The 23,788-nt window shown below is 46.4% G+C and carries 23 protein-coding genes; 12 read left to right on the forward strand and 11 right to left on the reverse strand.

Going from position 1 to position 23,788, the window contains the following annotated elements:
* Positions 1 to 301 precede the first annotated feature (301 nt).
* From C161_RS10245 to C161_RS10285, 9 genes are all read left to right on the forward strand, one after another.
* Positions 302 to 859, forward strand: a complete 558-nt coding sequence (locus tag C161_RS10245) for a MarR family winged helix-turn-helix transcriptional regulator (RefSeq protein ID WP_036670114.1) — start codon at positions 302 to 304, stop codon at positions 857 to 859.
* Positions 860 to 917: 58 nt separating this feature from the next.
* Positions 918 to 2,366 carry an aryl-sulfate sulfotransferase gene (locus tag C161_RS10250; RefSeq protein ID WP_036670115.1) on the forward strand — a complete coding sequence of 483 codons (1,449 nt, stop codon included), beginning with the start codon at positions 918 to 920 and terminating at the stop codon, positions 2,364 to 2,366.
* A 12-nt stretch (positions 2,367 to 2,378) separates the two neighbouring features.
* Positions 2,379 to 3,434, forward strand: a complete 1,056-nt coding sequence (locus C161_RS10255; RefSeq protein WP_051449684.1) for an ABC transporter substrate-binding protein — start codon at positions 2,379 to 2,381, stop codon at positions 3,432 to 3,434.
* 27 nt (positions 3,435 to 3,461) lie between these two features.
* Positions 3,462 to 4,238, forward strand: coding sequence for an ABC transporter ATP-binding protein (locus tag C161_RS10260; RefSeq protein WP_036670119.1), 777 nt, complete (start codon positions 3,462 to 3,464; stop codon positions 4,236 to 4,238).
* A gap of 17 nt (positions 4,239 to 4,255) precedes the next feature.
* On the forward strand, positions 4,256 to 5,029 hold the full coding sequence (locus C161_RS10265; protein ID WP_036670122.1) for an ABC transporter permease: 774 nt from the start codon (positions 4,256 to 4,258) through the stop codon (positions 5,027 to 5,029).
* Between the two features lie 228 nt (positions 5,030 to 5,257).
* Entirely contained in the window at positions 5,258 to 6,067 is an 810-nt protein-coding gene (locus C161_RS10270; RefSeq protein WP_036670125.1) for a DUF92 domain-containing protein, read from the forward strand.
* A gap of 13 nt (positions 6,068 to 6,080) precedes the next feature.
* Positions 6,081 to 6,659, forward strand: a complete 579-nt coding sequence (locus tag C161_RS10275; RefSeq protein WP_036609680.1) for a TetR/AcrR family transcriptional regulator — start codon at positions 6,081 to 6,083, stop codon at positions 6,657 to 6,659.
* A 60-nt stretch (positions 6,660 to 6,719) separates the two neighbouring features.
* Positions 6,720 to 8,651, forward strand: coding sequence for an ABC-F family ATP-binding cassette domain-containing protein (locus C161_RS10280; protein ID WP_036670126.1), 1,932 nt, complete (start codon positions 6,720 to 6,722; stop codon positions 8,649 to 8,651).
* 163 nt (positions 8,652 to 8,814) lie between these two features.
* A complete protein-coding gene (locus C161_RS10285) occupies positions 8,815 to 9,753 on the forward strand; it encodes a hypothetical protein (RefSeq protein WP_036670128.1) in 939 nt (312 codons plus the stop codon).
* 121 nt (positions 9,754 to 9,874) lie between these two features.
* Here the strand turns inward: C161_RS10285 and C161_RS10290 are convergent, their stop codons facing one another.
* From C161_RS10290 to C161_RS10310, 5 genes are all read right to left on the reverse strand, one after another.
* Positions 9,875 to 10,915, reverse strand: a complete 1,041-nt coding sequence (locus C161_RS10290; RefSeq protein WP_036670130.1) for a M42 family metallopeptidase — start codon at positions 10,913 to 10,915, stop codon at positions 9,875 to 9,877.
* Positions 10,916 to 11,028: 113 nt separating this feature from the next.
* The gene (locus tag C161_RS10295; RefSeq protein WP_036670132.1) at positions 11,029 to 11,409 is read right to left on the reverse strand and encodes a LapA family protein; all 381 of its coding nucleotides are present in this window, start codon (positions 11,407 to 11,409) and stop codon (positions 11,029 to 11,031) included.
* A 132-nt stretch (positions 11,410 to 11,541) separates the two neighbouring features.
* Positions 11,542 to 13,332, reverse strand: coding sequence for an oligoendopeptidase F (pepF, locus tag C161_RS10300; protein ID WP_036609671.1), 1,791 nt, complete (start codon positions 13,330 to 13,332; stop codon positions 11,542 to 11,544).
* Between the two features lie 213 nt (positions 13,333 to 13,545).
* Positions 13,546 to 13,731, reverse strand: coding sequence for a hypothetical protein (locus C161_RS10305; protein ID WP_036609669.1), 186 nt, complete (start codon positions 13,729 to 13,731; stop codon positions 13,546 to 13,548).
* A gap of 3 nt (positions 13,732 to 13,734) precedes the next feature.
* Positions 13,735 to 13,968, reverse strand: a complete 234-nt coding sequence (locus C161_RS10310; RefSeq protein WP_017689395.1) for a hypothetical protein — start codon at positions 13,966 to 13,968, stop codon at positions 13,735 to 13,737.
* 162 nt (positions 13,969 to 14,130) lie between these two features.
* Here C161_RS10310 and C161_RS10315 point away from each other — a divergent pair, with 162 nt between their 5' ends.
* Positions 14,131 to 14,328, forward strand: a complete 198-nt coding sequence (locus C161_RS10315) for a cold shock domain-containing protein (protein WP_017689394.1) — start codon at positions 14,131 to 14,133, stop codon at positions 14,326 to 14,328.
* Between the two features lie 156 nt (positions 14,329 to 14,484).
* On the opposite strand, the gene C161_RS10320 is transcribed toward C161_RS10315, so the two are convergent.
* Complete coding sequence (locus C161_RS10320) at positions 14,485 to 15,657, reverse strand: MFS transporter (protein ID WP_036670134.1); 1,173 nt, start codon at positions 15,655 to 15,657, stop codon at positions 14,485 to 14,487.
* A gap of 40 nt (positions 15,658 to 15,697) precedes the next feature.
* Positions 15,698 to 17,038: a multi antimicrobial extrusion protein MatE gene (locus C161_RS10325; protein WP_036670136.1), complete on the reverse strand. Its 1,341-nt coding sequence runs from the start codon at positions 17,036 to 17,038 to the stop codon at positions 15,698 to 15,700.
* 179 nt (positions 17,039 to 17,217) lie between these two features.
* On the opposite strand from C161_RS10325, the gene C161_RS10330 reads away from it, so the two are divergent.
* Together C161_RS10330 and pfkA are read left to right on the forward strand one after the other, a co-directional pair.
* Positions 17,218 to 18,297: a tetraprenyl-beta-curcumene synthase family protein gene (locus C161_RS10330; RefSeq protein ID WP_017689390.1), complete on the forward strand. Its 1,080-nt coding sequence runs from the start codon at positions 17,218 to 17,220 to the stop codon at positions 18,295 to 18,297.
* Positions 18,298 to 18,350: 53 nt separating this feature from the next.
* Positions 18,351 to 19,322, forward strand: coding sequence for a 6-phosphofructokinase (pfkA, locus tag C161_RS10335; RefSeq protein ID WP_036609663.1), 972 nt, complete (start codon positions 18,351 to 18,353; stop codon positions 19,320 to 19,322).
* Between the two features lie 83 nt (positions 19,323 to 19,405).
* On the opposite strand, the gene C161_RS10340 is transcribed toward pfkA, so the two are convergent.
* From C161_RS10340 to C161_RS10355, 4 genes are all read right to left on the reverse strand, one after another.
* On the reverse strand, positions 19,406 to 20,797 hold the full coding sequence (locus C161_RS10340; protein ID WP_442789426.1) for an MATE family efflux transporter: 1,392 nt from the start codon (positions 20,795 to 20,797) through the stop codon (positions 19,406 to 19,408).
* A 166-nt stretch (positions 20,798 to 20,963) separates the two neighbouring features.
* Positions 20,964 to 22,145, reverse strand: coding sequence for a putative glycoside hydrolase (locus C161_RS10345; protein ID WP_036670137.1), 1,182 nt, complete (start codon positions 22,143 to 22,145; stop codon positions 20,964 to 20,966).
* A gap of 163 nt (positions 22,146 to 22,308) precedes the next feature.
* On the reverse strand, positions 22,309 to 22,497 hold the full coding sequence (locus C161_RS10350; RefSeq protein ID WP_029880762.1) for a hypothetical protein: 189 nt from the start codon (positions 22,495 to 22,497) through the stop codon (positions 22,309 to 22,311).
* Between the two features lie 174 nt (positions 22,498 to 22,671).
* Positions 22,672 to 23,493 (reverse strand): YitT family protein, encoded by an 822-nt coding sequence (locus tag C161_RS10355; protein WP_036609659.1) that lies wholly within the window; start codon positions 23,491 to 23,493, stop codon positions 22,672 to 22,674.
* Between the last annotated feature and the right edge of the window lie 295 nt (positions 23,494 to 23,788).

A 23,788-nucleotide genomic window follows, 5' to 3' on the forward strand; every position in this document is an offset into this window, starting at 1 on the left:
GTAAACGGGAAACCTGAAGTGAAACTTAAAACAGGATAAGTAATTTTAACCTAGCGGAGAACGACCGCAACAAGAAAAGATCACTAATACAATTCTCACTTGACAGGTTGGGTTAGTTGGTTATATGATAATCTCAATTATTTTAATACTCATTAAATGAACAGTGAACTAATTTGAACTGAAAACTGCATTGAGCTGATTGGACCACCAAAGGCTCCCAGGACTACTCCTCTAAGGAATGTCCTCGGGGGCCTTTTTTCGTATCTTTATTGAAGCTTCAAACGATCAAGGAGGTTATGAAATGAGCGATAGAGACTGGGAAGCGTTGGAGCGGACGGATTGGTTATTTCGCAAAATGGTCAGACGATTTGTCAAAGAGCGGGATCGCATCTCTGTAGAAGGTATCAGCCTGCCAGGCATGCTTATCCTGCACAAAATCATTCGTGAGGGAGAACAGCGGCTTGGAGATCTGGCAGAACAGTTGGACTTTACATCCGGTGCCATTACTGCTCTAACCGATAAGTTGGAGAAAAAGGGACTCACCATCCGCAGACGAAAGGAAGACGATCGCCGGACGGTTTTACTGGACATCACATCCAGCGGGCGGGAGATGTATGCGAGAAACAGCAACATCGGTGCCCGATGTATCACGCTTCTGTTTGAGGGTTTTACGAGTGAGGAACTGGAGCAGCAAAGTCAATTCTACGAGCGGGTAGTAGCGAATCTGGAGGGATTCTCGGACACGGTGCTGGAATTGGCGGAGAGCAACGGGATACAAGAACATAATCGGTCCTCCACAAGTGACCTTGAGCAGAAGCAGCGGGACAATGCCGGGAAGAGGAACTATCTCAGTTATTGAGGTTGGGTCAATGTAACGACATTTGATATACCACAAACATTCTAGGGAGAGATGAGCAATGGGACACTCAACAATATATCCAACTGGAGCGACGTTATACAATCCGGATAAGGCTTGGGGCGGTTATACCGTTTATCAGGCAGGTGAAGAAGGCGTAGTATTGATCGATATGAATGGCAAGGAGGTTCACCTGTGGAAAGGATTGTTAGGTTTTCCGGCCAAAATATTACCTGGCGGCTACGTGCTGGGCAGCACGGGTCGGAGAGATCCGAAGTTCGGTATTCAGGACAATGTCGATCTGGTCCAAGTGGATTGGGACGGCAACATTGTATGGAAATACAATAGCTACGAACACATCGAAGATCCGGGGTATGAGCCGCTATGGTATGCCCGCCAGCATCATGATTATCAGCGTGAGGGGAATCCGGTAGGTTATTATGCACCTGGCCTTGCGCCAAAGACGAAGAGTGGTAAAACACTTATTCTGGCACACAAAAATGTGAGTAACCCGCAAATTTCAGATAAGCCATTGCTTGATGATGCCATTATCGAAGTCGATTGGGAGGGGAAGGTACTCTGGGAGTGGCTGCCAAACGAACATTTTGAAGAATTAGGTTTTGATGAAGCTGCTCGAAATGTCCTGTTCCGTGATCCGAATACACGTTCTTTCGGTCATCTAGGTGGTGGTGTTGGTGACTGGTTACATATTAATTCTGCTTCTTATGTCGGACCCAACCGTTTCTATGAAGAAGGAGACGAACGGTTCCACCCCGACAATATTATCTGGGATGCCAGAGAGGCCAACATAATCGCCATTACAGACAGACAGAGTGGAAAGATCGTGTGGAGATTAGGGCCAGACTATACTTCACATGAAGCGAAACACATCGGCACAATTATCGGGCAGCATCATGCACATATCATTCCCCAAGGTCTACCGGGTGAAGGGAATTTGCTCGTATTCGACAATGGCGGCTGGGCAGGTTACGGCCTTCCAAATCCGGCTTCTCCATTTGGATTGAAACATGCGATTCGGGATCACTCCCGTGTACTGGAGATTAACCCGGTCACTCTGGAGATTGTCTGGCAGTATACATCGGCAGAAGCAGGTTTCTCAGTTCCGACGGATTCTTATAAATTTTATAGCCCATACATCAGTTCCGCCCAGCGTTTACCTAACGGCAACACCCTAATAACCGAGGGTTCCAATGGCAGATTGTTCGAAGTGACTGCGGAGCATGAGCTGGTCTGGGAGTATGTCTCCCCTTACATGGATGGGCGGAATACCAATATGGTCTATCGCTCATATCGAGTTCCTTATCAGTGGGTTCCACAGTTGGAGAAACCGCAGGAAGTTGCCATCGAAGCCATTGATGTCTCCACCTACAGGGTCCCGGGAGCAGCACCCAAAGGTTCTGCATCCATCGTGAGCGTAGAGACAACTCTTCCATTTGTGGAGGGTGCAGCCTGTGTGGCAACGTCGGATGAAGGCAAGTCAGGCGGTTAAGCGTCAAGAATCATGACTAGATCGAATGGGGTGTATATTGTGAGAAAACCATCCATAGTAACCGGCGTATTGATATTATTCCTGGCAACGGCACTCCTATTATCCGGATGCAGTTCAAACGCAGCAGGATCTGGAGCAAAAGACGCTACCGGTAAAAATACCGATAATGTAAAAATTCGAATCGCAGATACAAGTACCAACCCAACGTTCAGGGTAGCCATTGCCAAAGGTTTTTTTGAAAACAGGGGCATTGATGCAGAGAGTATTACGTTTGGCTCACCGGCTGAAGGTGTAAATGCACTATTTATCAAACAGGTAGATATTGCGTACGGGGCGGACTTCCCTGTATTAAATGCTTTGTCTAAAGGGGAATATTCAGTCATCGCTTCTGCAGGCCAGACTACGGATGAAGCGGCAGCCGCCTGGAAGCTGTATGCAAAGGAGGATATTCAGAGTGGAGCGGATTTGAAGGGCAAGAAAGTGAGTTTCATTCGAGGCACATTTATTCCATATCTATGGGATGAATATTTGAAAGATCAGGGGGTGGCGCTGAGTGATGTGACGCAAATTGGTCAGGGGGCTTTTGATGAGGCCTACATCGCACTGAAACAGGGAGACCTTGATGCCGCTTGGGTCATAGGTTCCGCGTTAACCGATAAATTCGATGCACTCGAAGGAGTACATCAGCTGACGGATATGTCTCAGACGCCTATACGCCTTGGTATGGGACTGGTATCAAGTAATGAATTCATCCAGGCAAAACCTGAAAAGATCAGTGACTTCCTTGCGGCGCTGGATGAAGCTTCCACGTATGCTCAAGCGCATCCTGAAGAGGTTGCAGATCTGATGTATCAAGAGACCAAACAGCCTAAAGATGCCACATTAAAAGACCTTCCGATCAATCCATGGGAAGTTGGATTTACGCAGGCTGCTTATGATAGTTTGGCAGGTCAGAAGCAATATATGGTGGACACTGGAATCATCGAACAGGATTTTGATCTCGACTCCAAACTCGATCTGACTTCTCTCCAGCAGGCTCTGCCGGATAAAGTGACATATAGTAAATAATTTATATTGAAATGGGAGGTGTCCGTTATGTCCTTACCTGCAACTCAGCATACCATTCATATTGAACAGCTTCGGAAAACGTATCATGCCCCGACCAATGGGGATGTGCATTATATCATTAAGGATGTCGATCTGGTTATCAAGGGAGGAGAGTTCTTTGTCCTGCTTGGTCCCAGTGGGTGTGGCAAGTCAACGCTGCTGAATATGATTGCGGGTTTTATCTCCAAGTCGGGCGGACAGCTCAAGGTGGATAACAAGGAGATCGACAGACCGGGCAGGGATCGGGCAATGGTATTCCAGCAGGCGGATTCTTCTCTCTTTCCATGGCTAACTGTGAGGGAAAATGTTGAATTCGGACTTCGAATGTCCAAGGTGCCTAAGACACAACGACGTGAGATCTCTGATCGTTACATCCAGCTTGTGGGACTGAGTGCTCATGAGGGGAAATTTCCAAAAGAACTATCAGGTGGTATGAAGCAGCGGGTTCAATTGGCCCGCGTACTTGCGAATGACTCGGCGATCTTGCTGATGGATGAGCCATTCGGTGCGCTGGACGCCATGACGCGGCGGACCATGCAGAAAGAACTGGTTAATATTTGGAAAGAAACCCATAAAACCGTTATCTTTGTCACACACGATATTCAGGAGGCGTTATTGCTTGGTGAGCGCATAGGCATTATGTCTGTAGGTCCGGCTTCGAATATAACGGATATTTACCACAACAACTTACCTTACCCGAGGAACATCGCCTCGTCTGAGTTCAACACCCTGTACGACCGGATTCAAGGCCACTTTGAAGAATAACTGAGGTGATATGTAAGATGAAATGGTTGGAGAAAAAATGGGTGTCTATCCCGCTTCTATGGGTAACGGTCATCTTAATCTGGCAGCTCGGTGCCCTCATCTATGGGCCTGACGTAATCCCTGGTCCGTGGCAGACGATCCTGGGAGCACGCGAACTGATTGCTGACGGTACGCTGATGGAGTATATCGGAATCAGCTTCACTCGTGTACTGGCGGGCTGGGTACTCGGAAGCATCATTGCTATCCCGGTAGGGCTGATTATTGGTAAAGTTCATCTCATCCGGCTGTTCGCGGAACCGTTCCTTAACTTTATACGTTTTATCCCGCCGATCGCCTTTATTACCTTATTTCTGGTGTGGTTCGGTATTGGAGAACAATCCAAGATCGCGCTTATTATGTACGCAACCTTCTTCATTGTTGTATTGAATACACTGACAGGTGTACTCTCCGTCGAAGAGGACAAAATCCGGTCGGCCCGCAGTATGGGAGCCAATGAACGGCAGATTCTGCTGCATGTGATTGTTCCGGCGACAACCCCGTATATCTTCACGGGTGTGCGACTGGCGATGGGAACCTCGTATATGGCCATAATCGGTGCTGAGATGATTGCCTCGAATGAGGGAGTGGGTTACTTAATCTGGAATTCCAGACTCTTTTTCCGAACAGATTGGATCTTTGTCGGGCTGATTTCCCTGGGTTTTATGGGATTCCTGACGGATCGATTGTTCAACTGGTTTGGTCGCAGAGTACTCTACCGATATGGGGTCATTGGAGGAGCGAAGCGGGTCTGAAACAGAACCTGGGAACACCGAATTCCAGACGTTACTTGAAGAGGGAGGGTATCTTGTTTTAACGTTTGATCAAAAACCTGTTTTGGCACTTCTACACGAGGCCAAAACAGGTTTTTTGTGTGCTGGCGTAAGGAGTTTCGGCATTGGGATCAAACCGTGGTATAATTGAATTTCAAAAATACAATAAACGTCATGCGGGCTGTACATACGCTGCATGCAGGAGACATTATGGATTGGATTATTGGCGCCGTATGCGCTTCTATGGTGGCAGGTGCTGCCTATGCGAAAAAGTCGCTAACCTTGTCTGGCTGCCTGGCAGCCATCATGATGGGAACGATATATTACGGAGCGGGTAACCTGTTCTGGTTTGGCACGTTATTGTTGTTTTTCATTACTTCAACGTTGCTCTCCAGGTTTCGTAAAGATCGGAAGCAGGAGCTGGAGAAATCCTATGCCAAGTCAGGAAATCGGGATGCCGGACAAGTGATGGCTAATGGTGGAATGGGTATGTTCCTATGTCTGGGATACTGGATATTTCCACATCCGGCATGGGTGTATGCTTTCATTGGTGTAATGGCTACCGTTACATCGGATACATGGGCAACCGAAATTGGGAGTCTCAGTCGCAAGCCGCCGCGCTCTGTTCTCACGTGGAAGGTACTTACGCCAGGTGCTTCAGGAGGTGTTTCACTTCTTGGCACCGTGGCTGCAGCCGTAGGCGGGGCTCTGATTGGTGTGGGAGCATTCTTGTTTTCCTGGATCGCCGGGATAGAAGGGCTTAGTCTGTTTAGTTGGACTTTTGTCGGTCTTGCAGGCGGGTTGGCAGGTGCTTTTGCCGATTCCTATCTGGGCGCAACGGTGCAGATGATGTATCGTTGTACTGTGTGTGGCCGTGAAGTTGAGGTACATGAACATTGCGGGCATCCAACGGTTCGGGCTCGTGGCTGGGCATGGATGAGTAACGACCTGGTGAACGTGCTTAGCTCGGTGATCGGCGGATGTGTGGCGATTGGTTTAGGTAACATTTTGGCGTTGTAGGGGGGAATACATTTTGAGCACTGTACAGGGAGACAAATCGGAGGCTATTTTGGATGCGGCCTATGGTATTTTTGGCTCGAAAGGTTTTTATGAGACCAAAATGTCTGATATTGCAGACGAAGCCGGCATCGCAAAAGGCACCATTTATTTATATTTCAAAAGCAAGGAACAATTATTTATCGCAGTATCCAAGCGGGATTGTAACAGTTTTATCAGCCGTCTTGAATATGCTTTGAACTCGTATGAGAACACAGGTGATAAACTTGGAGCAATAGCCAAGACCCACCTTACGTATTATTATGAGCGTCGCAATCATACCAAGCTCTTTTTTATGGCACCCAATAATGATCCGGATCTGATGAAATTCATGAAGGCATTCATGAATCAATACATGAGTATGGTGTGTGAGGTATTGGAAAGTGCAAGTGTACCTGAGCCTGTATTGCTCGCTGAAGCCTATATTGGAATTCTGGACCGGCTGAAGATGGATATCATGTTGAATCCGGAGTTTAATGAGGAACATCTGAACAAACGAATTGCTTTTGCAGCAGCATTGTTTCTGGACGGATGCCGTTCTTTTTTACAAGTTTAAAGTAAGTGCGCGGATGTACGTAATATTGAATTTTAATTCACAGAGAAGTGGGTACGAGCAATGAACATAATGACGGTAGAGCAAATTGCAAAAAGTTATGGCGAAAAAATATTGTTCAAGGATGCTTCATTTGGTATGGCTGATCAGGACAAGATTGGTGTCGTTGGGGTAAATGGAACCGGTAAATCCACGTTTTTGCGTGTGATATCGGGTATGGAACCTGCAGACGCGGGACAGATCTCGATCGGTAATGACGTACGTATTCAGTTCCTGGCACAGAATCCGGATTTCAATCCGGATAATACGGTATTGCAACAAGTATTCGAAGGTGACAGCATGGAAATGAAAACCGTGCGTGAATATACGGAAACGATGGAATTATTGGAACTGAATTCGTCTGATCCAGCGTTGCAAGAGCGGTTATTACGTTTGAATCAGCAAATGGAGCAGCTTCAGCTCTGGCAGATGGAGAGTGAAGCGAAGAGCATTTTGTCCAAACTGGGTATTCGTCAATTCGATGCACTGATGGGCACATTGTCTGGTGGACAACGCAAAAGGGTAGCACTTGCTGCTGCACTGATTCATCCTTGTGAACTGCTCATTCTGGATGAGCCTACGAACCATATTGATAATGATTCGGTCGTTTGGTTGGAGCAGTACTTGCAGAAGCGCCGCGGCGCACTGCTTATGATTACGCATGATCGGTATTTCCTGGATCGTGTGGCGAATGTCATGCTGGAATTGGATCATGGACGTTTGTTCCGATACGAAGCGAACTATACACGTTTCCTGGAACTGAAGGCGGAGCGAGAAGAACGGGAAGCTTCTTCGGAACAGAAGCGTAAGAACTTGCTTCGGACGGAGCTTGCATGGATTCGTCGTGGTGCCAAGGCACGGACGACGAAACAAAAAGCGAGAATTGATCGCTTCGAACAACTCAAAGACCAACAAGGAGTCCAGCGCTCGGGTTCATTGGAAGTATCCGTTGGCTCCACTCGTTTGGGTAAAAAGATTCTGGAGATCGAGCATCTTTCCAAATCCGTGGGTGGCCGCACGCTGATCGAAGATCTGAGTTATATTGCCGTACCTGGAGATCGGGTAGGGATTGTCGGACCGAACGGTAGTGGTAAGTCCACGTTGCTTCAGATGATATCTGGCAAGCTGGAACCTGATGCAGGTGTGGTTGACGTTGGTCCTACGGTCAATCTGGGTTATTTCACACAGGAACATCAGGAGATGGACGAATCTCTTCGTGTGATTGAGTACATCAAGGAAGTGGCCGAGAATGTGAAAACAGCTGATGGCTCTCTGATTACAGCATCCCAGATGCTGGAGCGGTTCCTGTTTACTCCGGCATCCCAGTGGACGCCAATCTCCCGTCTTTCTGGTGGAGAGAAGCGTCGTCTGTATCTGCTGCGTGTGCTGATGGCTGCGCCGAATGTATTGCTGCTGGATGAGCCGACGAATGATCTGGACATCCAGACACTCGCTGTACTGGAAGACTACCTGGATGATTTTCCTGGTGTTGTCTTTGTCGTATCCCATGATCGCTATTTCCTTGATCGTACTGTGGATAAAGTTTTGTCTTTTGAGGGCAACGGTGCTGTACGTGTGCACGTCGGCGACTACAGTGAGTATGCGGAATGGATGCTGAAAAATGCGCCTGGAGCTAATCAAGAGAGTGATACAGGAGCGGCGAAGGTGAAGCAGTCATCGGAGAAAACGACGCCTGCTGTGTCAGCGGCTAAACCGAAGTTGAAATTCAGCTTTAAGGAGCAACGTGAATACGACCAGATTGATGAAAATATTGAGAAGGCTGAAGCCAATCTTGTCCGGATTAACAAAGAGATGGAAGAGTCATTTAGTGATTCTGCCCGTCTGCAGGAGTTGATGGCGGAGCAGGTTGAGGCTGAACGTCATCTGGATGAATTGATGGAACGCTGGACCGTTCTGAATGAACTTGCAGAGCAGATTGAACAGAGCAAGTCTTGATTTATAACTAAACATCGCCCTTTCTTCTACAGTGACTTTATGTCGCATTGGAGAAAAGGGCGATTTTTTTGTCTGCGAATTTGCGATTTTATGTGAAACGTTCTGTATGTTCATTACGTTGTATAAGTAAAGAATTCCATAGAAGGGAGAGAACACCACACTTATGTATAAAGAAATTAATCAACAGTTGGCAGCGCTCAAGGAAAAGGGGAGAATTTACGAGAAATGGACCAAACGTCTGGAGAAGCTTCAAACGGAGGAAAGCGAATGGGAAGCAAAGGTAAAACGTCGTCTGGAGCATCTCCAGAAGGAGCAGAAGGACGTTGATCGACTGAACAGTATGACATTGTCGGCATTTTTCTATCAACTGATTGGCAAGAAGACAGAGCGTCTGGAGAAGGAAGAGCTGGAACTCATGGAGAGCAAGGCTGCATACGACACCGCTTGTCGCATGTTACAAGACGTACAGGAGCAACGAATTCATGTGGAGCAGGAGTTGGAGGGCGGGCGGCAGTATCAGTACTGGCAGAGCGATTACAACGCGCTGTGGGGGAAGAAGGAAGGTCGACTGCTGGACCAGGATGCGGAATTGCAACAGATGGCTGAGAATCGGGAACATCTGGCGAGCGAGCTTCAGGAACTGGATGAAGCTTTCCGGGAGGGGGAATACCTGCTCTATGCCCTTGAACGTGCCGAGAAGGCTTTGGCTTCGGCAGGTAATTGGGGTGTATATGACATGATGGGTGGTGGGGTCATCTCCACACATATCAAGCGAGGAAGAATGGATGACGCTCAGGTCGCCATCATGGATGCAGGTAAGCGTCTACGACGTTTTCAGAAGGAACTGGAGGATGTAGAGATGGCAGTACATGCGGATCTGCATCTGGGGGGTCTGCTTTCATTCGCAGACTATTTCTTCGATAACCTCTTCGTGGACTGGATGGTTCAAGACAAAATTCGTAAAGCCGAACGTCAGGTTAAGGATGGACTGAGCGCGGTTCGGAAAACCATGCATGTGTTAAGAAATGAAATGCGTGACCATAAGGCAGAGTTAGAGATATTGGATCGTAAGTATCATGCATATGTCGAACAGGCAGATTAAAAGATATGACAACAAAGGCCCCTTCCAAGCACAACAATTCAGTGTGCTTGGAAGGGGCCTTTTTGATTAGACAAGACATATGAATGTCACCATAATGATTTCGTAGAAAAATGATTCTGTTTTACTTGGTTGTAATGTAGGCTGCGAGCAATCGTGCCGTATTCAGGACAGCATCCTTATGTGTACGCTCCATGGAATGAGATGCATGAACTCCAGGACCGATCAGTGCTGCACGGATATTGTTTCCTCCGCGTAATGCTGCACTGCCATCTGAGCCATAGTGGGGATAAATGTCGACGACGTAATTCATCCCATCTTGTTTGGCCAGTTCAATGAGACGACTGGTCATATCGTAGTCATACGGGCCAGAAGAATCTTTGGCACATATAGAAACGTCGGTTTCTTTACAGCTCAGGTCATCACCCATAGCTCCCATGTCTACAGCGATCATTTCACTGATTTCCGCAGGGATATACGATGCGCCATGTCCAACTTCTTCATAGTTCGAGATAAGCAGAGAGACGTTATGTAATGGTTTCCAGCCTTCACGATGTGCAGACTCAAGGATGCCAAAGAGGGCAGCCACGCTGGCTTTGTCATCCAGATGACGTGATTTGATATAACCACTCGGCGTGATGACTGCGCGAGCATCAAAGGAGATAAAGTCGCCGACAGAGATCCCGAGTTTCAACACATCTTCCTTGGAGGAGACGACCTCATCGATTCGAACTTCCATATGGCTCTCGGACCGTTCAAAGGTACGTGCATCCGGATAGACGTGGACAGACGGATGAAGGGAGAGAATGGTGCCTGTGTATGTTTTTCCATCCCGGGTATGGATGCTGCAATATTCGTTTTCAATACTTTGCATCGAAAAGCCACCGACAGAGGTAAGCTTCAATGTGCCGTAGGATGTAACCGAGCGTACCATGGCCCCTAGCGTATCCACGTGAGCGCTTAAAGCGATTGTCTTGGAAGAGTCCTGTCCGGGCAATGTAAGCCCCGCCCCGCCCTTGTTATTCAGCTCACAAGCGATGCCCAGTGCTGCTGCTTCCTTCCGGATCATCTCGATAATATGATGTGTGTAACCACTTGGGCTTGGTGTATCCAACAATTTTTTCAGGAAAGACAGAACGTATGATTCATCAATTGTAAAACTCATTGTGTAATTTCCTCCTCGGATCATGGGTATGGTGTGAAACAAAATACAGCCTGTCTGGGGGAGAGAATGTGATACTACCATTCCTGACTCGCCAGCAGGCTGTCTCTGATTGGTTACAGTGTTCCCGTAGGGTTTCCTTTGCGCTGACTCTGGGTCGAATCATTCTCCAATAGGCTGTCGGATTCATTTGAGTCAAGCGAATCCATCGATTTGAAAGAATCCAACGTAGATTTGCTTGTCGCGGAACTTTCCAATTCAGATACACGCAATTTCAATTGTTTATTCTCACGTTGCAGTCTGTATTGGCGATAGATGCCATATGACCCTACAATAATTCCACCGATCAGGGTACAGCCGAGAATCAGCAAGATCAGCGGGATTTGTACCGTGTTAAATAACAGGTTGACTTGTACGGAATCCACATTAATAACCGCAAAGATTCCCGTGAGCAGTGCAAAAACAAGACCTGCTATGAGTGCCCATTGCATTTTCATGGTGTTGCCTCCTTGTTGAACAATTGAGAACTAGATATGCATTACCCATATTCGGGTATGTTGCATCTTGCAATGATGATAAAATCCCCTGCCCGAAAGGGCAAGGGATGCAGGTCACATGGAAAGACAACCTTATTTGGTTAGTTGCTCCATCTGTTCAATCAGTTCCTTGAAGACACTCATAGCTTCACGAATTGGCTGTGGTGTAGACATATCCACACCTGCTTTTTTCAGAATGTTGATGGAGTAATCACTGCCACCGCTCTTCAGGAAGCCAAGATATCGGTCAACAGCCGGTTGGCCTTCTTCCAGGATTTGCTTGGAAAAGCTTGTTGCTGCGGAGAAGCCTGTAGCATATTTGTAAACGTAGAAGCTGTTATAGAAGTGGGGAATACGAGCCCATTCCATTTCAATTTCTTTGTCGACAGCCATGCCTTCTCCGTGATATTTAACGTTCAGATCATAATAGATCTCGGATAACAATTGTGGTGTTAATGCGTCACCTTGTTCCGCACGTTCATGAATAATTTTCTCGAATTCAGCAAACATGGTCTGACGGAATACCGTTGTACGGAATTGGTCGGCATAATAGGTCAACAGATACAATTTTTCCTTTGGATCTGTTGATTTGTTAAGCAGATAATCCATCAGCAACGCTTCGTTGGTTGTGGATGCAACCTCAGCCAGGAAGATGGTGTACTGTGCATCACGATACGGAAGTGTTGTATCCGAGTAATGTGAATGCAGAGCGTGACCCATTTCATGTGCGAGTGTGAACATACTGTTCAGGTTATCTTTGTGATTCAACAAGACATACGGGTGAGTGCCGTAAGCGCCCCAGGCATATGCGCCTGAACGTTTATTTTCATTCTCATATATATCGATCCAGCGGTTATCATATCCAGTCTGCAATGCGTCAGCATAGTCCTTGCCGAGTGGTTTCAGACCGTCTTTAACCGTTTGTTTCGCTTCCTCATAGGTAATATCCATTTTGTATTCGTCTACGAGTGGAGCGAACAGATCGTACATGTGCAATTGATCCACACCCAGCAACTTTTTGCGCAGGTCCATATAACGATGCAATAACGGAAGGCTCTCGTGAATGGTGTCTACCAGATTGGTATACACATCCGTTGGGATGTTATCTCCATATAGGGACATTTCCATCACGGAAGGGTACTTCCGAACATTAGCATAGAACATATTTTTGGTTACATTTGCATTCAGGGCAGCCGCAATTGTGTTCTTCTGTTTGGCATAGGTTTCGTATACCGCTTTGAAGGCACGTTCGCGAACTTCACGGTTAGGGTTCTCCAGGAACTGAATGTAGCTGCCGTGTGTCAGCTCAACTTCGTTACCATGTTCATCCTTGATTCTTGGGAACTTGAGATCGGCGTTATTCAGCATGCTGAATATTGTCTGTGGTGCTTGTGAAAGGTTGCCTACCTGTGCAAGCAAAGCCTCTTCTGCTTGGCTAAGAACGTGGGCTTTTTCGCGTTTCATCTCTTCCAGCGTAAATGTATAAGCAGAAAGTTTTTCGTTCGCAATAAATGCGTCCAACTGATCATCCGGCAGGGAAAGAATCTCCGGTGTGACAAAAGAAAGTGCTTCACCAACCCGTACGCCTAATTTCTGGGCTTTTTGGGACAGGTTTTGATATGTAGGATTCGCTGTGTCTTCATCTTGATGCATACGTGCGTACACAAAGAGGCGTTCTATTTTGAGGCTGATCTCATCTTCGAATTCGAAGCAAGATTTGAGTACATCAGGTTGATTCAGTTTGCCTTGGAATTCGGAGGCCTTCTTGGTCAAAGACGATACTTCTTCATATTCTTGATCCCAGGCTTTCTGATCGGCAAATAAATCTTCCAGTTTCCAGCTATGTTCAGCCGGCACCTCGGAACGTTTCAATAATTGACTCATGGAAATCCTCCTTTGATGATCTGATGAATGTATGGACGAAGCTGCCTTCGTCTCGCTTGCCTGTGCGGAGAGAGACGAAGGAATCAGACTAAGTACCAGGATAACAGATAGCGATTTCTGGTATTTCAACGGCCTTCCTCCTTACGATACGAATAATCTCGTATAGTATGACCTTAGGCACGTTGAAATATTTGAGCATCTGGGTCCCCGTGATTAGGCTCCCATGTTATACAGAAAATAAACGATCAGGAAAAAGGCGAAACAAATGAGCAGGGTAGCAATAAGCGCCATTCCCCGTCTTAATCGATCCGGGATGGAATTGCGTCCCAGAATAAGCACAATACCAAGAGAGAAGGCAAGGATAATAAAGATGACGACATTGCTTGAGTCAAGCTGCATGGGTTAGACCCCTTTGAAGGCAGCCATCAATTGACGCCATTCATCCTCACGGTTCTCAAAATCTGCTTTTGGAAAACGGCGTTCAGCCCAGTGCATTAATGCAGGACGACTTAGGAAAGTATGGCACTCTTCGCCCCACTCTTCCGAAATTTCTCGGAGTACGAGATATTTGCCTTGAACTTCTACGGTCATCATATTCCACTTGTCTGTTTTGTATATTTCATGTTTTTTTATCATAGGTAGTCTCCAAACTAACGGTTTTGGTAAAATGATACCGTACCCTACGATTCAAAGCAAATTTTTTCGACATTTATGGAAAGATAAATTGCAAAATGGAAGCCCATACAGTATAATAAGGGTATTCGCCATAGATGGCGATATTTTTAGGAGGTTTTTCATTTGAAAGGTACAGTTAAATGGTTTAACGCAGAAAAAGGCTATGGCTTTATTTCAGTTGAAGGCGGCGAGGACGTATTCGTACATTTCTCCGCAATCCAAGGAGATGGCTTCAAAACATTGGAAGAAGGTCAAGCGGTAGAATTCGAAATCACTGATGGAAACCGTGGTCCTCAAGCAGCTAACGTAAACAAACTGTAAGAATTTATCCGGCTAACGGACTTCTTATATATTATAAATTTATAGCTGAATATTAAGAACCTAAGCACAGTCCCCCCATGGGAGGCTGTGCTTTTTTTGATTCTAAAATTTTCAGTGTATATAACGGTTGAATACGATGTAAGTTTCCCTGTGTGTTCAGGAGACACGATTGGTCATGCTGGACCATAACTTCAATCCGAAACCGATCAGTGCAGCCAGGGAGAAAGCCATAGCGGTGAGATAGAAGGTTTGTCTGCCTGCATGTTCCAGCAGCAGTCCGCCCAACGTTCCGCTAAGAAGTCCCGAAGCACTGGACCAGACAATGGTGAACAAAGCCATACCTGTAGCTCTGTAGCCGTCCGGAACTAGGCGAATGATGTAGCGGACCGCCGTAACGTAGAAAATACCAAAGGTTACACTGTGCATCGTCTGAATCGCAACAACAGCTGCAGGTGTATCGGAGACGGACATGAGAAGCAAACGAACCGTATACATCAGTGCAGCAAAAGCAATTAGCGGCAGTTCTTTATAACGGTTTCCATACTTGCTGAGCAGTAGAAATATGGGGATTTCACTTACGGAAGAGATCAGCAAAGACCAGCCGATCAGCCCCTCACTGGCACCCAGATCTTTTAGCGTGATGGTAAGAAATGCTTCGTTCATGCGATGTCCCATGGCAAGCAAAAATACACAGCCAAAAAAGGTGAGCACATCTCTGCGTTTCAAAATAGCCCATAACCCAGATAGATCCATTTTGCTACTGCTCCCCGAAGGTTGATCCTTCAATTGAAAACTGATCAATAGTGTAGTTGCAGCAAGACCAACGCAGACCCAAATCGTCCATGCTGGACCAAAAGATCCAAGGAAATACCCGATACTTAATGCAAAGAAGGCATAACCGATCGATCCGAAGACTCGAATGGAAGTGAAATTTCGGCCGTACTTGCTGGCCGTTGTAATAGCCATCGTATCGGAGAGTGGATAGACCGGATAATAGAAAAAGTAAAACAGGGTCACGAGTACAAATACCTGACCAAAAGTTGTTGCATTGGCGAGCATGATCCCTGTGATCAATTGACCACCAAGCAGAATGATCATCACTTTGCGTACCGTTTGGTAGCGGTCGCTGGCCATGCTCCAGAACATATTGGAGAACACAGAGATGAGGGGGCCAATTCCGTAGAGATATCCAATCTCAGCCCGACTGAAGCCCAGATGACTGAAGTAAAGCTGGAAGTAGGATACCACCAGAACGGTGGAACCAAAGATGGTGAACATGAGAGCCCGCAACCAGTTCTGATCCGGGCGGGCGTTGTGACTTAATTTCATGATGAGAGACTCCAATCTTTATAACAATTCAATGATTTTATTACCCTTTCAGGGATGTTGATTTACGGGCTCTAGGCACGGACATCGTAGGTTCTTGCTTCGTGCGCCGGATGACAAGCCAGACAATGATAAGTTCGGCGAGCAGGCCAAGGGATTGGGCTACAGCGCCAATCATGCCGTTCCACGCAGGAAAAATACTAACCAGTATAAGCAGCACAATCACCGTGCAGATTGCATTCGCCGTTTGCGAACGAAACATCGTTTTTGTCTGACCGCGAAGCAGAATGAGGCCATTGCTGAAATCCAGAAAAGGGAAGATCAGTGGAAATAAGACGAACGCACGCAGTGTCCACAGACTTTGTTGCAAAAGTTCGCCCTGAACGCTCATTACATTTTCGAGTACCCATGGTCCCAAGGGGGTATAGGCAATCGACACCATCATCGCAAACGGAATAAATCCGGTGACAAGTGCGAATTTTCGTACCAGTTTGGCGTCCACAAGGTAGAAATTCAGCACGATCTGATGGATGTATGTAAAGAAGCTTAGCATCAACTGCATCAGACTGCTTGCTATGGCAAAGGATGAAATGGCTAGTGCGATCCCGGTCGTTTTGCCAAGTACGATGTTAATAACCGGTCCTATGAACAGCGCTACAAAGCTGGATAACAGAAGCGGCTTATAAAAGCGAAATACGTCTCCCTTGCTCTCGACGGGATGATCCTCAAGCTTGGCTGGCATCTTGCGCTTGATGCTGTTACCCTCCAGAAAGCTGACAAGCGCTTCAATCATCATGCCAGCAGCAAAAATGATAGCGCCTACACGTCCACTGTCAATGCTGTCTGTGTATATGAAATAGAGGGATAGGCCGTACATTCCGGCTAAACGGAATACCATCCCGATGGTTAACCACTTGGTGCGGTTATTCGTAATGATGATCCCCTGATAGATGTTGCGGATCACTGAAAAGATACTTACATACATGAGAATTTCATATACGTCGATGACTTTGTTCAGCAAATCCGGACTTACACCAAACAAGTATTTGAACACCCCGGTACCAACGGGAGAGTATACGATAAGAAACCCAATGAGAAGCACACAGGCAAGAAATATTTTGGTCACAAACGTGAGGGCCTGAAAGGAAAGGCGATCGCGAACCAGTGCGGAACAGGTTTGCCGCAGCAGGGTGGAGGGGCGTTCCGTGAGGGTTAACAAGCTACCGGCGATGGCATAGCTGGCAATAACCGTCTCGGGATGAGCGGAACGTGCTAATGTACTGTTTATAATGACGTGAGAAATGGTGACGAGAGAGGCGGAAATGCCAAGTGGCACAAAAAAAGAAAATAACCGTCTCCACGAAAGTGATTCACTTGACGACATGTCAACGACTCCTTTGATGGATGAAATATGGATAGTATATCACAAAGCTTTGAACGCCGATGCGATTTTTTATGCGGAATATGCGGCAGATCATTTGTACAATTAAGGGGATCATATTATAATAGGAATGGTTAAAAATCGCTCTAATACGTATTCAACCAAGTGGAGGCACATTTATTTTGAGCCAATCAAATCGAAAACGTCATCAATATCCGCGTGGACCGCTGGCATTGATGAGAGGGGTGTACAAATACACCATTCCGGAAACACGGAAGGCACTGAATGGATGGCGTGCTCAAGCTGAGGCGATTCCGAATGAGGAGTTGCGTACACAGGCACTTGCCAGTCTGAAGGATAAACAGTTTCACTGTGAAGGCGGAACCGTCTACGCATTGGCTGATTTGCCAAACAGACACATTCTGATTCCGCTGATCGTTTCATATCAAACTATTAGTGATTATTTGGACAATCTGTGCGACCGCAGCACGTCGATGGACCCGGATGACTTTCGTCTTCTCCATCAATCCATGCTTGATGCGGTAGATCCCGAAGCAATTCCCGTCAATTATTATGCCCTCCGTGAGGAGCAGGATGACGGTGGATATCTGCGGAATCTGGTGACCACATGTCAGGAACTGACCCGTCAGTTACCAGGCTATACGTCCGCCAAGCCCCAAATTCAGGATCTGGCAGGCCTATACACGGACCTGCAGGTATATAAGCATATCAAGCCGGAACTGAGAGAAACGGCACTGCTCGAATGGTGGTCGGAGCATCGTCATCGCACACCTCAGTTTCGTTGGAACGAATTTGCTGCTGCAACTGGCTCTACACTGGGCGTTTTCATGCTGTTTCTGGCTGCGAGTGACGATCAGTTGACTGAAGAGCAAGCGGCCTCGATCCACACGGCCTATTTCCCACATGTATGCGCATTGCACATTATGCTCGATTATTTAATTGATCAGGATGAGGACCGCATCGGGGGAGATCTCAACTTCTGCAACTATTATGAGAATGTGGAGACAATGCTGGACCGAATTGCTTTTATTGTGGAGATGGCACGCAGCGATGTACAGAAGATTCCGGGAAGCTCCTTTCACCGGATGATCATCGAAGGACTGATTGCCATTTACCTGTCTGATCCCAAAGTTAGCGAACAACAGGAAGTTCGCGTTGTATCCAAACGTCTGCTGAAAAATAGTCCGATCACAAGAATATTTTTCTTCATTTTCAGTCGCTGGATACGGAAAAATATGTAAGTCAGGTGTGATATTGCGGAGCCTGAAGTGAAACTAGAGGAGGAAGAAACATCATGACAGCAGTAAAGAAAATCGCAGTATTAACGAGCGGTGGTGATTCACAGGGGATGAACGCGGCTGTTCGTGCGGTTGTTCGCAGCGGACTGTTTCACGGTCTCGAAGTATTTGGAGTTCAACGTGGATACCAGGGTCTTTTGAATAATGACATTTTCCCAATGGATTTGCGGAGTGTAGGAGATATCATCCAACGTGGGGGAACGGTTCTTCAATCGGCACGTTGCAAGGAGTTCTATACCGCTGAAGGTCAGCAAAAAGGTGCGGACATTCTGCGTGCGCGTGGCATTGACGGTCTGGTTGTTATCGGTGGGGATGGTTCCTACAACGGAGCAAACAAACTCAGCAAGCTGGGCATTAACACCATGGGTCTGCCAGGAACGATTGATAACGATGTTTCATTCACCGACTATACCATCGGATTTGATACAGCTGTAAGCATAGTGGTTGATGCAGTAAACAAATTACGTGATACGATGTCTTCACACGAACGTTCTTCCATCGTGGAAGTTATGGGTCGTCACTGTGGAGATATCGCTCTGCATGCCGGACTTGCTTCGGGTGCTGAAACGATTCTTGTCCCAGAAGTTCCGTTTGACATGGACGAAGTAGCAGATCGGATGAAAGCTAACTTTGCACACGGCAAACGTCACAGTATTATTATCGTTGCTGAAGGCGTGGGCAAGGGTGAAGATGTAGCAAAAGAACTGATGGAACGTTGCCCAACGTATGAGCCGCGTGTAACCGTTCTGGGTCACATTCAGCGTGGGGGTACGCCAACACCTTTCGACCGTAACCTGGCAAGTCGTCTTGGCGACTTCGCTGTCCGTAGTCTGATCGCAGGCGAGACAGACAAAGGTTGTGGCATTATCAAGGGTGAACTTACCCTGACGGATATTGATAAAGTGGTTAACACAAAAAAAGATTTCGATATGGTGACTTACGAGCTTGCACAACGTTTGTCCCAATAATTCGATTCATACGCAAAGAGCACAATCCCGCTTTAACGTGGATTGTGCTCTTTTTGTTGTTTCACGGAGTGAGTATATCAATGTTACGCCTTGCGGAGTGCGGCTTGTTTTTGTACCAGGAAGAGTCTCCAGAGAAGCGCTGTTGCTCCTACAGCAAGGCCGGCAATGAGTCCAATCCAGTATCCGAAGGCACCGAGTGAAGTATACGTAGCAGTTAGATAACCTACAGGCAACCCAATGATCCAATACGCTATGAACGTAATGATCAGTGCCGGATTAACATCTTTGTAGCCACGCAATGCTCCTTGGGTCGGTGTAGCAATCGCATCCGAGATCTGAAAGAAAATGGCGTAGATGAGGAAATGCTGCGTAAGTGCAATGACCTCTCGATCGTTTGAATACACGCCTGCAATCTGTTCGCCGAACACAATCAACACGATCGCTGTCAGCAGTGAGAGTCCGATGGCTCCACCAATTCCAAGCAGACTGTATTGTCTGGCATCTCTCAGACGCCCCGCACCTGCCTCATAGCCCACAAGGATCGTAAGAGCCATACATATACTCACAGGCAGCATGTAGAGCGTAGAAGCGAAATTCAGCGCCGCCTGGTGGGCAGCAATGGTTGTGGTATCGAAACGGCTCATCATTAAAGTCACAGCAGCGAAGATGGACGTTTCGAAAAAAGTCGCGAATCCGATGGGCACTCCAATCTTGAGTAACTCTTTCCATTTGGACAACGATACACGGGTCCATTGACGGAAAATGCCATACTGGGCGAAAGGTTCGACCCGATGGACAAAAAAGAGACTAATAAGAAAGATCAGCCAGTATGTACATGCTGTAGCAACACCAGCACCAACACCGCCTAATTGTGGAAAACCCCAGCGGCCGAATATTAGCAGATAATTTAGAAAGATGTTAACGGGCAGGGAAACTAACGTAATAAACATCGTAGTCCGTGTCTGGCCAAGTGCATCCATGAAGCTGCGCAGCACTGTATATCCGAAGAGTGGGATAATGCCAAAAGCAAGTGCGCACAAAAAATAGAAGGCAACTTGGGCAACTCGGTGTTCCAGAGGCATTCCGTTCAGTATAGGGCCAAGTAACAACGCCCCGGCTCCGATCACGACGAGACTGACAGCGATCCCGAGATACAACGCCTGGATGACGTTATACCCGATCTGATCATTACGTTTGGAACCTAACAGATGGGAAACGACAGGTGTAATACCGATCAAAATCCCGCTTAGTCCAGTTTGAACTGGCATCCACAGACTTGTGCCAATCGCGACGCCTGCAAGGTCGGCCGGAGAAAACTTGCCTGACATATTCGTGTCGAAGAACGACATGGCAGAGAGGGCGATTTGAGTGGTGAAGATGGGCAAAAATATAATCAGGAATTGCTTCACTTTTTGGGAAAAACTTGTTGTGTTCATGTTCACTGGCAGTGCCTCGCTATTCTGAAGAGATGTCATCCAAGTGTCATATCTGGACAGCTATTTATTGTAGTGGATTTTGATCAATTTGAATAGGGACAGAAAGCAGAGTAGGGGTGTACAGAGAAAAATGAACACCAAAAAACCTCGCTCCGCTTCAAGCAGAACGAGGTTGGATGAAATGAGAAGTATGAAAGAGTGCGGATTACTTATATTGTACACCTGATGTATAACGGTTGGACGCATTCCAGAGCAGATATTCATGCACATCCATGTCTTTCATCGCTCTAATCTGGTCTTCCACTTGTTTCTTGCCATACTTGACATAATGCCCACTGCCCAGCCAACTTGCTGTGAAGTCCTGGATCCACGGACGAATGACAGGTTTGAGTTCTTTGGTAGGGTCCAGTTTCTTGTGTGTATCTTCCATTGAACCCTTGATGGTTGTGTAAGGATCTTTGTCAGGGTCCTTGACCCCATACCAGCCAGTAGAATAGTGACTAGGGTATACCATCGGTGAGATGACGTCCACGTTTTCGGATATTTTAACAAAATCCTGTCCGATGCCTTCAGCTGCAGGTACAGAAGCGGCATAACCGAAAATATCAACCGAGACACGGACCCCTAGCGGGGCTAACTCCTTGCGTGCATATTGCACGAATTCAGCCACAACATCCACTCGTGACTTGTCAGATTTGGTGTATTTCAGTACATCGGCTCGAGTTTCGAAACCTTCCGGGAAACGAACGTAGTCAAATTGAATCTCTTTAAATCCAAGCTTGGCAGCTTCCTTTGCAATCTCAATGTTATAGTCCCATACTTCCTTGCTGTACGGATTCACAAAGCTGTCGCCTTTGCCATTTGCCCATACAGATCCATCCTTGTTGCGGAAGGAGAGCTCCGGATTTTTCTTGGCAAGAATCGTATCTTTGAATACAACGACACGTGCAATCGGGTAGACCTCATGTTTTTGCAATCGTTTCATCAAGGCATCGATATCCCGAATAAAAGGTTGGGATTTACCCATTTTCTGAAGCGCTTTGTTTTCTGTGGGATAAGTTATGTATCCGAGATCGTCTTTGATATCAATGACCATGGCATTCAGTTCTGTACTGTCGGTCAGTTCCAGCAATTCTTTCATACGTGCACCGCCGGCACTGTAGGCCGTTACATAGATACCTTTGACCACGGGTGCATCAGGTTGAGGATCAATTTTGGCAGGTGGGTTATCGGCATCAATAACAACCTGATCTTTTTGAGATTGGATAATTGCGGTGTTAAAACTGTTGGTTAACGATTGGAATTGAGGATTTCCCTGGTCCGCCACTGCGGGGGCACCACCAAAGCTTCCAAAGGCCATAGCCATTAAAGCCCAAAACATGTTCATTCATTTCCACTCCCTTATGTGTGCATTCCATGTATGAATTATACATTAAAGCCTCTGGGCTTTTAACCATATTAATCAAGTAATGAAACACATGGAAAAAATGAAAACCGCTTCCTGCTGAGGAAATCCCCTGCAAGAAGCGGCGTGATCAATCTGAAAAAAATTATTGAATGTAAATCTCATTTTGATGCTCACAAATACTGTACTGAATGATTTCCATTGCGTCTCCCTGTTCCAGGATGCCCAGCCCATCCCGGAGGACAATCAGTGAGTCGAGTTCATTCGGTTTCAAGAAAGGGAGCATTTCCGGGCACCATCTGTTGACAATCTCAAACAGTTTTACCGTTTCCATATCCACAATAATCACCCTTTCCTACTCGAATTCCAAAATGGTAAGTCATTCGGCGCGATTCGGGAAAGCATATGGCCTGTGAAATTGAAGGGTTGAACCTGCTATACAACATATTTAGGAGCCGTACACCGTTATTATACCACAATGTTGTGAATTGTTAACCGTACAGGTGTCTCAACTTCTGCGAAATGAACCCATAACACCAACCGTTTCCACAATGTTAACAAAAGCGTTTGGATCTGTATCCTTGATAATACGTTTAATTTCAACCAACTCGTAACGGGTGGTGACGGTCATGAGCATGTCCTTCTCAATATCCGTGTAGGCTCCCTGAGTCTTAATTTTGGTAACTCCACGAGGCCGAACAAGTAATTTTTTTAACATGGCTTCGGTTTCGTTTGTAATAATGTACAGTGTTACTTTGACGTGACTGATATGGATCAGATCAAGCACTTTGCCTGTAATGTAGATGGATACCATCGAGGCCAAGGCCGTATTCCAATTGTCACTCAGGTATCCTGCAAGCATAATGATCGTACCGTTCATACCGGCCATCACTGTACCAATCGGAAAGTCTCGTTTACGCGTGAAAATGGACCCAACAATGTCGAGTCCTCCTGTGGAGCCGCCGACTCGGAAGGAAACGCCAGTACCCATTCCAATAAGCACACCGCCAAATACAGAACTAAGTAAAGGGTCTGTAGCCACAGCAAAAACAGGCAGAAGCGCAATGAACCAGGAAGTGGCTGCTACCGAAAGAATACTTAATGTAATGAAGCGTCGTCCAAGAATAAACCAACCTGCAATGAGCAGGGGAATGTTAAGAACAAAATACATTATACTAAGATTCAACGTTGTAAAATAACCCAGAAGCATTGAAATACCGGACACCCCGCCGCTTAAAAGCTGATGGGGGACCAAAAACCAGTTGAAGCCGCAGGCAATAGCTGCAGCACCCAAAATGATCACTAAAGAGTGCCAAATTATTTTGGGCAATTTAATCACCTCATTTATATTTAAAACCAGATTGCTGGTAATCTTGAATTGTTTTGTGATATAATAATTTGTGGATATTCTTGAGTAGGAAACTTTTCCTAAATGGAGCAATAAAATTTTGAAATGTTTCAAACACATGTATGTAGTTTTAGTCTTATGTTGGGGACCCATTCATGGAATTATATTCGTTAGTGAAAATAATTCGTCCCGTTGGGATACCCTATAAATATTAACGCTACTTAAGAATACAGACAACAAAGTGGATTGTCCACCATGTCCACCATATAAAAGGAGC

The sequence above is a fragment of the Paenibacillus sp. FSL R5-192 genome (assembly GCF_000517845.1).
GTDB classification, from domain to species: domain Bacteria; phylum Bacillota; class Bacilli; order Paenibacillales; family Paenibacillaceae; genus Paenibacillus; species Paenibacillus amylolyticus.

Coding starts and splice junctions, on each gene's coding strand:
- C161_RS10305 (WP_036609669.1), bottom strand. CDS start 13,731: ATGCAGCTTGACTCAAGCAATGTCGTCATCTTTATTATCCTTGCCTTC.
- C161_RS10310 (WP_017689395.1), bottom strand. CDS start 13,968: ATGATAAAAAAACATGAAATATACAAAACAGACAAGTGGAATATGATG.
- C161_RS10285 (WP_036670128.1), top strand. CDS start 8,815: ATGTATAAAGAAATTAATCAACAGTTGGCAGCGCTCAAGGAAAAGGGG.
- C161_RS10255 (WP_051449684.1), top strand. CDS start 2,379: ATGACTAGATCGAATGGGGTGTATATTGTGAGAAAACCATCCATAGTA.
- C161_RS10350 (WP_029880762.1), bottom strand. CDS start 22,497: ATGGAAACGGTAAAACTGTTTGAGATTGTCAACAGATGGTGCCCGGAA.
- C161_RS10250 (WP_036670115.1), top strand. CDS start 918: ATGGGACACTCAACAATATATCCAACTGGAGCGACGTTATACAATCCG.
- C161_RS10260 (WP_036670119.1), top strand. CDS start 3,462: ATGTCCTTACCTGCAACTCAGCATACCATTCATATTGAACAGCTTCGG.
- pepF (WP_036609671.1), bottom strand. CDS start 13,332: ATGAGTCAATTATTGAAACGTTCCGAGGTGCCGGCTGAACATAGCTGG.
- C161_RS10280 (WP_036670126.1), top strand. CDS start 6,720: ATGAACATAATGACGGTAGAGCAAATTGCAAAAAGTTATGGCGAAAAA.
- C161_RS10295 (WP_036670132.1), bottom strand. CDS start 11,409: ATGAAAATGCAATGGGCACTCATAGCAGGTCTTGTTTTTGCACTGCTC.
- C161_RS10245 (WP_036670114.1), top strand. CDS start 302: ATGAGCGATAGAGACTGGGAAGCGTTGGAGCGGACGGATTGGTTATTT.
- C161_RS10270 (WP_036670125.1), top strand. CDS start 5,258: ATGGATTGGATTATTGGCGCCGTATGCGCTTCTATGGTGGCAGGTGCT.
- C161_RS10325 (WP_036670136.1), bottom strand. CDS start 17,038: ATGTCGTCAAGTGAATCACTTTCGTGGAGACGGTTATTTTCTTTTTTT.
- C161_RS10345 (WP_036670137.1), bottom strand. CDS start 22,145: ATGAACATGTTTTGGGCTTTAATGGCTATGGCCTTTGGAAGCTTTGGT.
- C161_RS10290 (WP_036670130.1), bottom strand. CDS start 10,915: ATGAGTTTTACAATTGATGAATCATACGTTCTGTCTTTCCTGAAAAAA.
- C161_RS10340 (WP_442789426.1), bottom strand. CDS start 20,797: ATGACATCTCTTCAGAATAGCGAGGCACTGCCAGTGAACATGAACACA.
- C161_RS10265 (WP_036670122.1), top strand. CDS start 4,256: ATGAAATGGTTGGAGAAAAAATGGGTGTCTATCCCGCTTCTATGGGTA.
- pfkA (WP_036609663.1), top strand. CDS start 18,351: ATGACAGCAGTAAAGAAAATCGCAGTATTAACGAGCGGTGGTGATTCA.
- C161_RS10320 (WP_036670134.1), bottom strand. CDS start 15,657: ATGAAATTAAGTCACAACGCCCGCCCGGATCAGAACTGGTTGCGGGCT.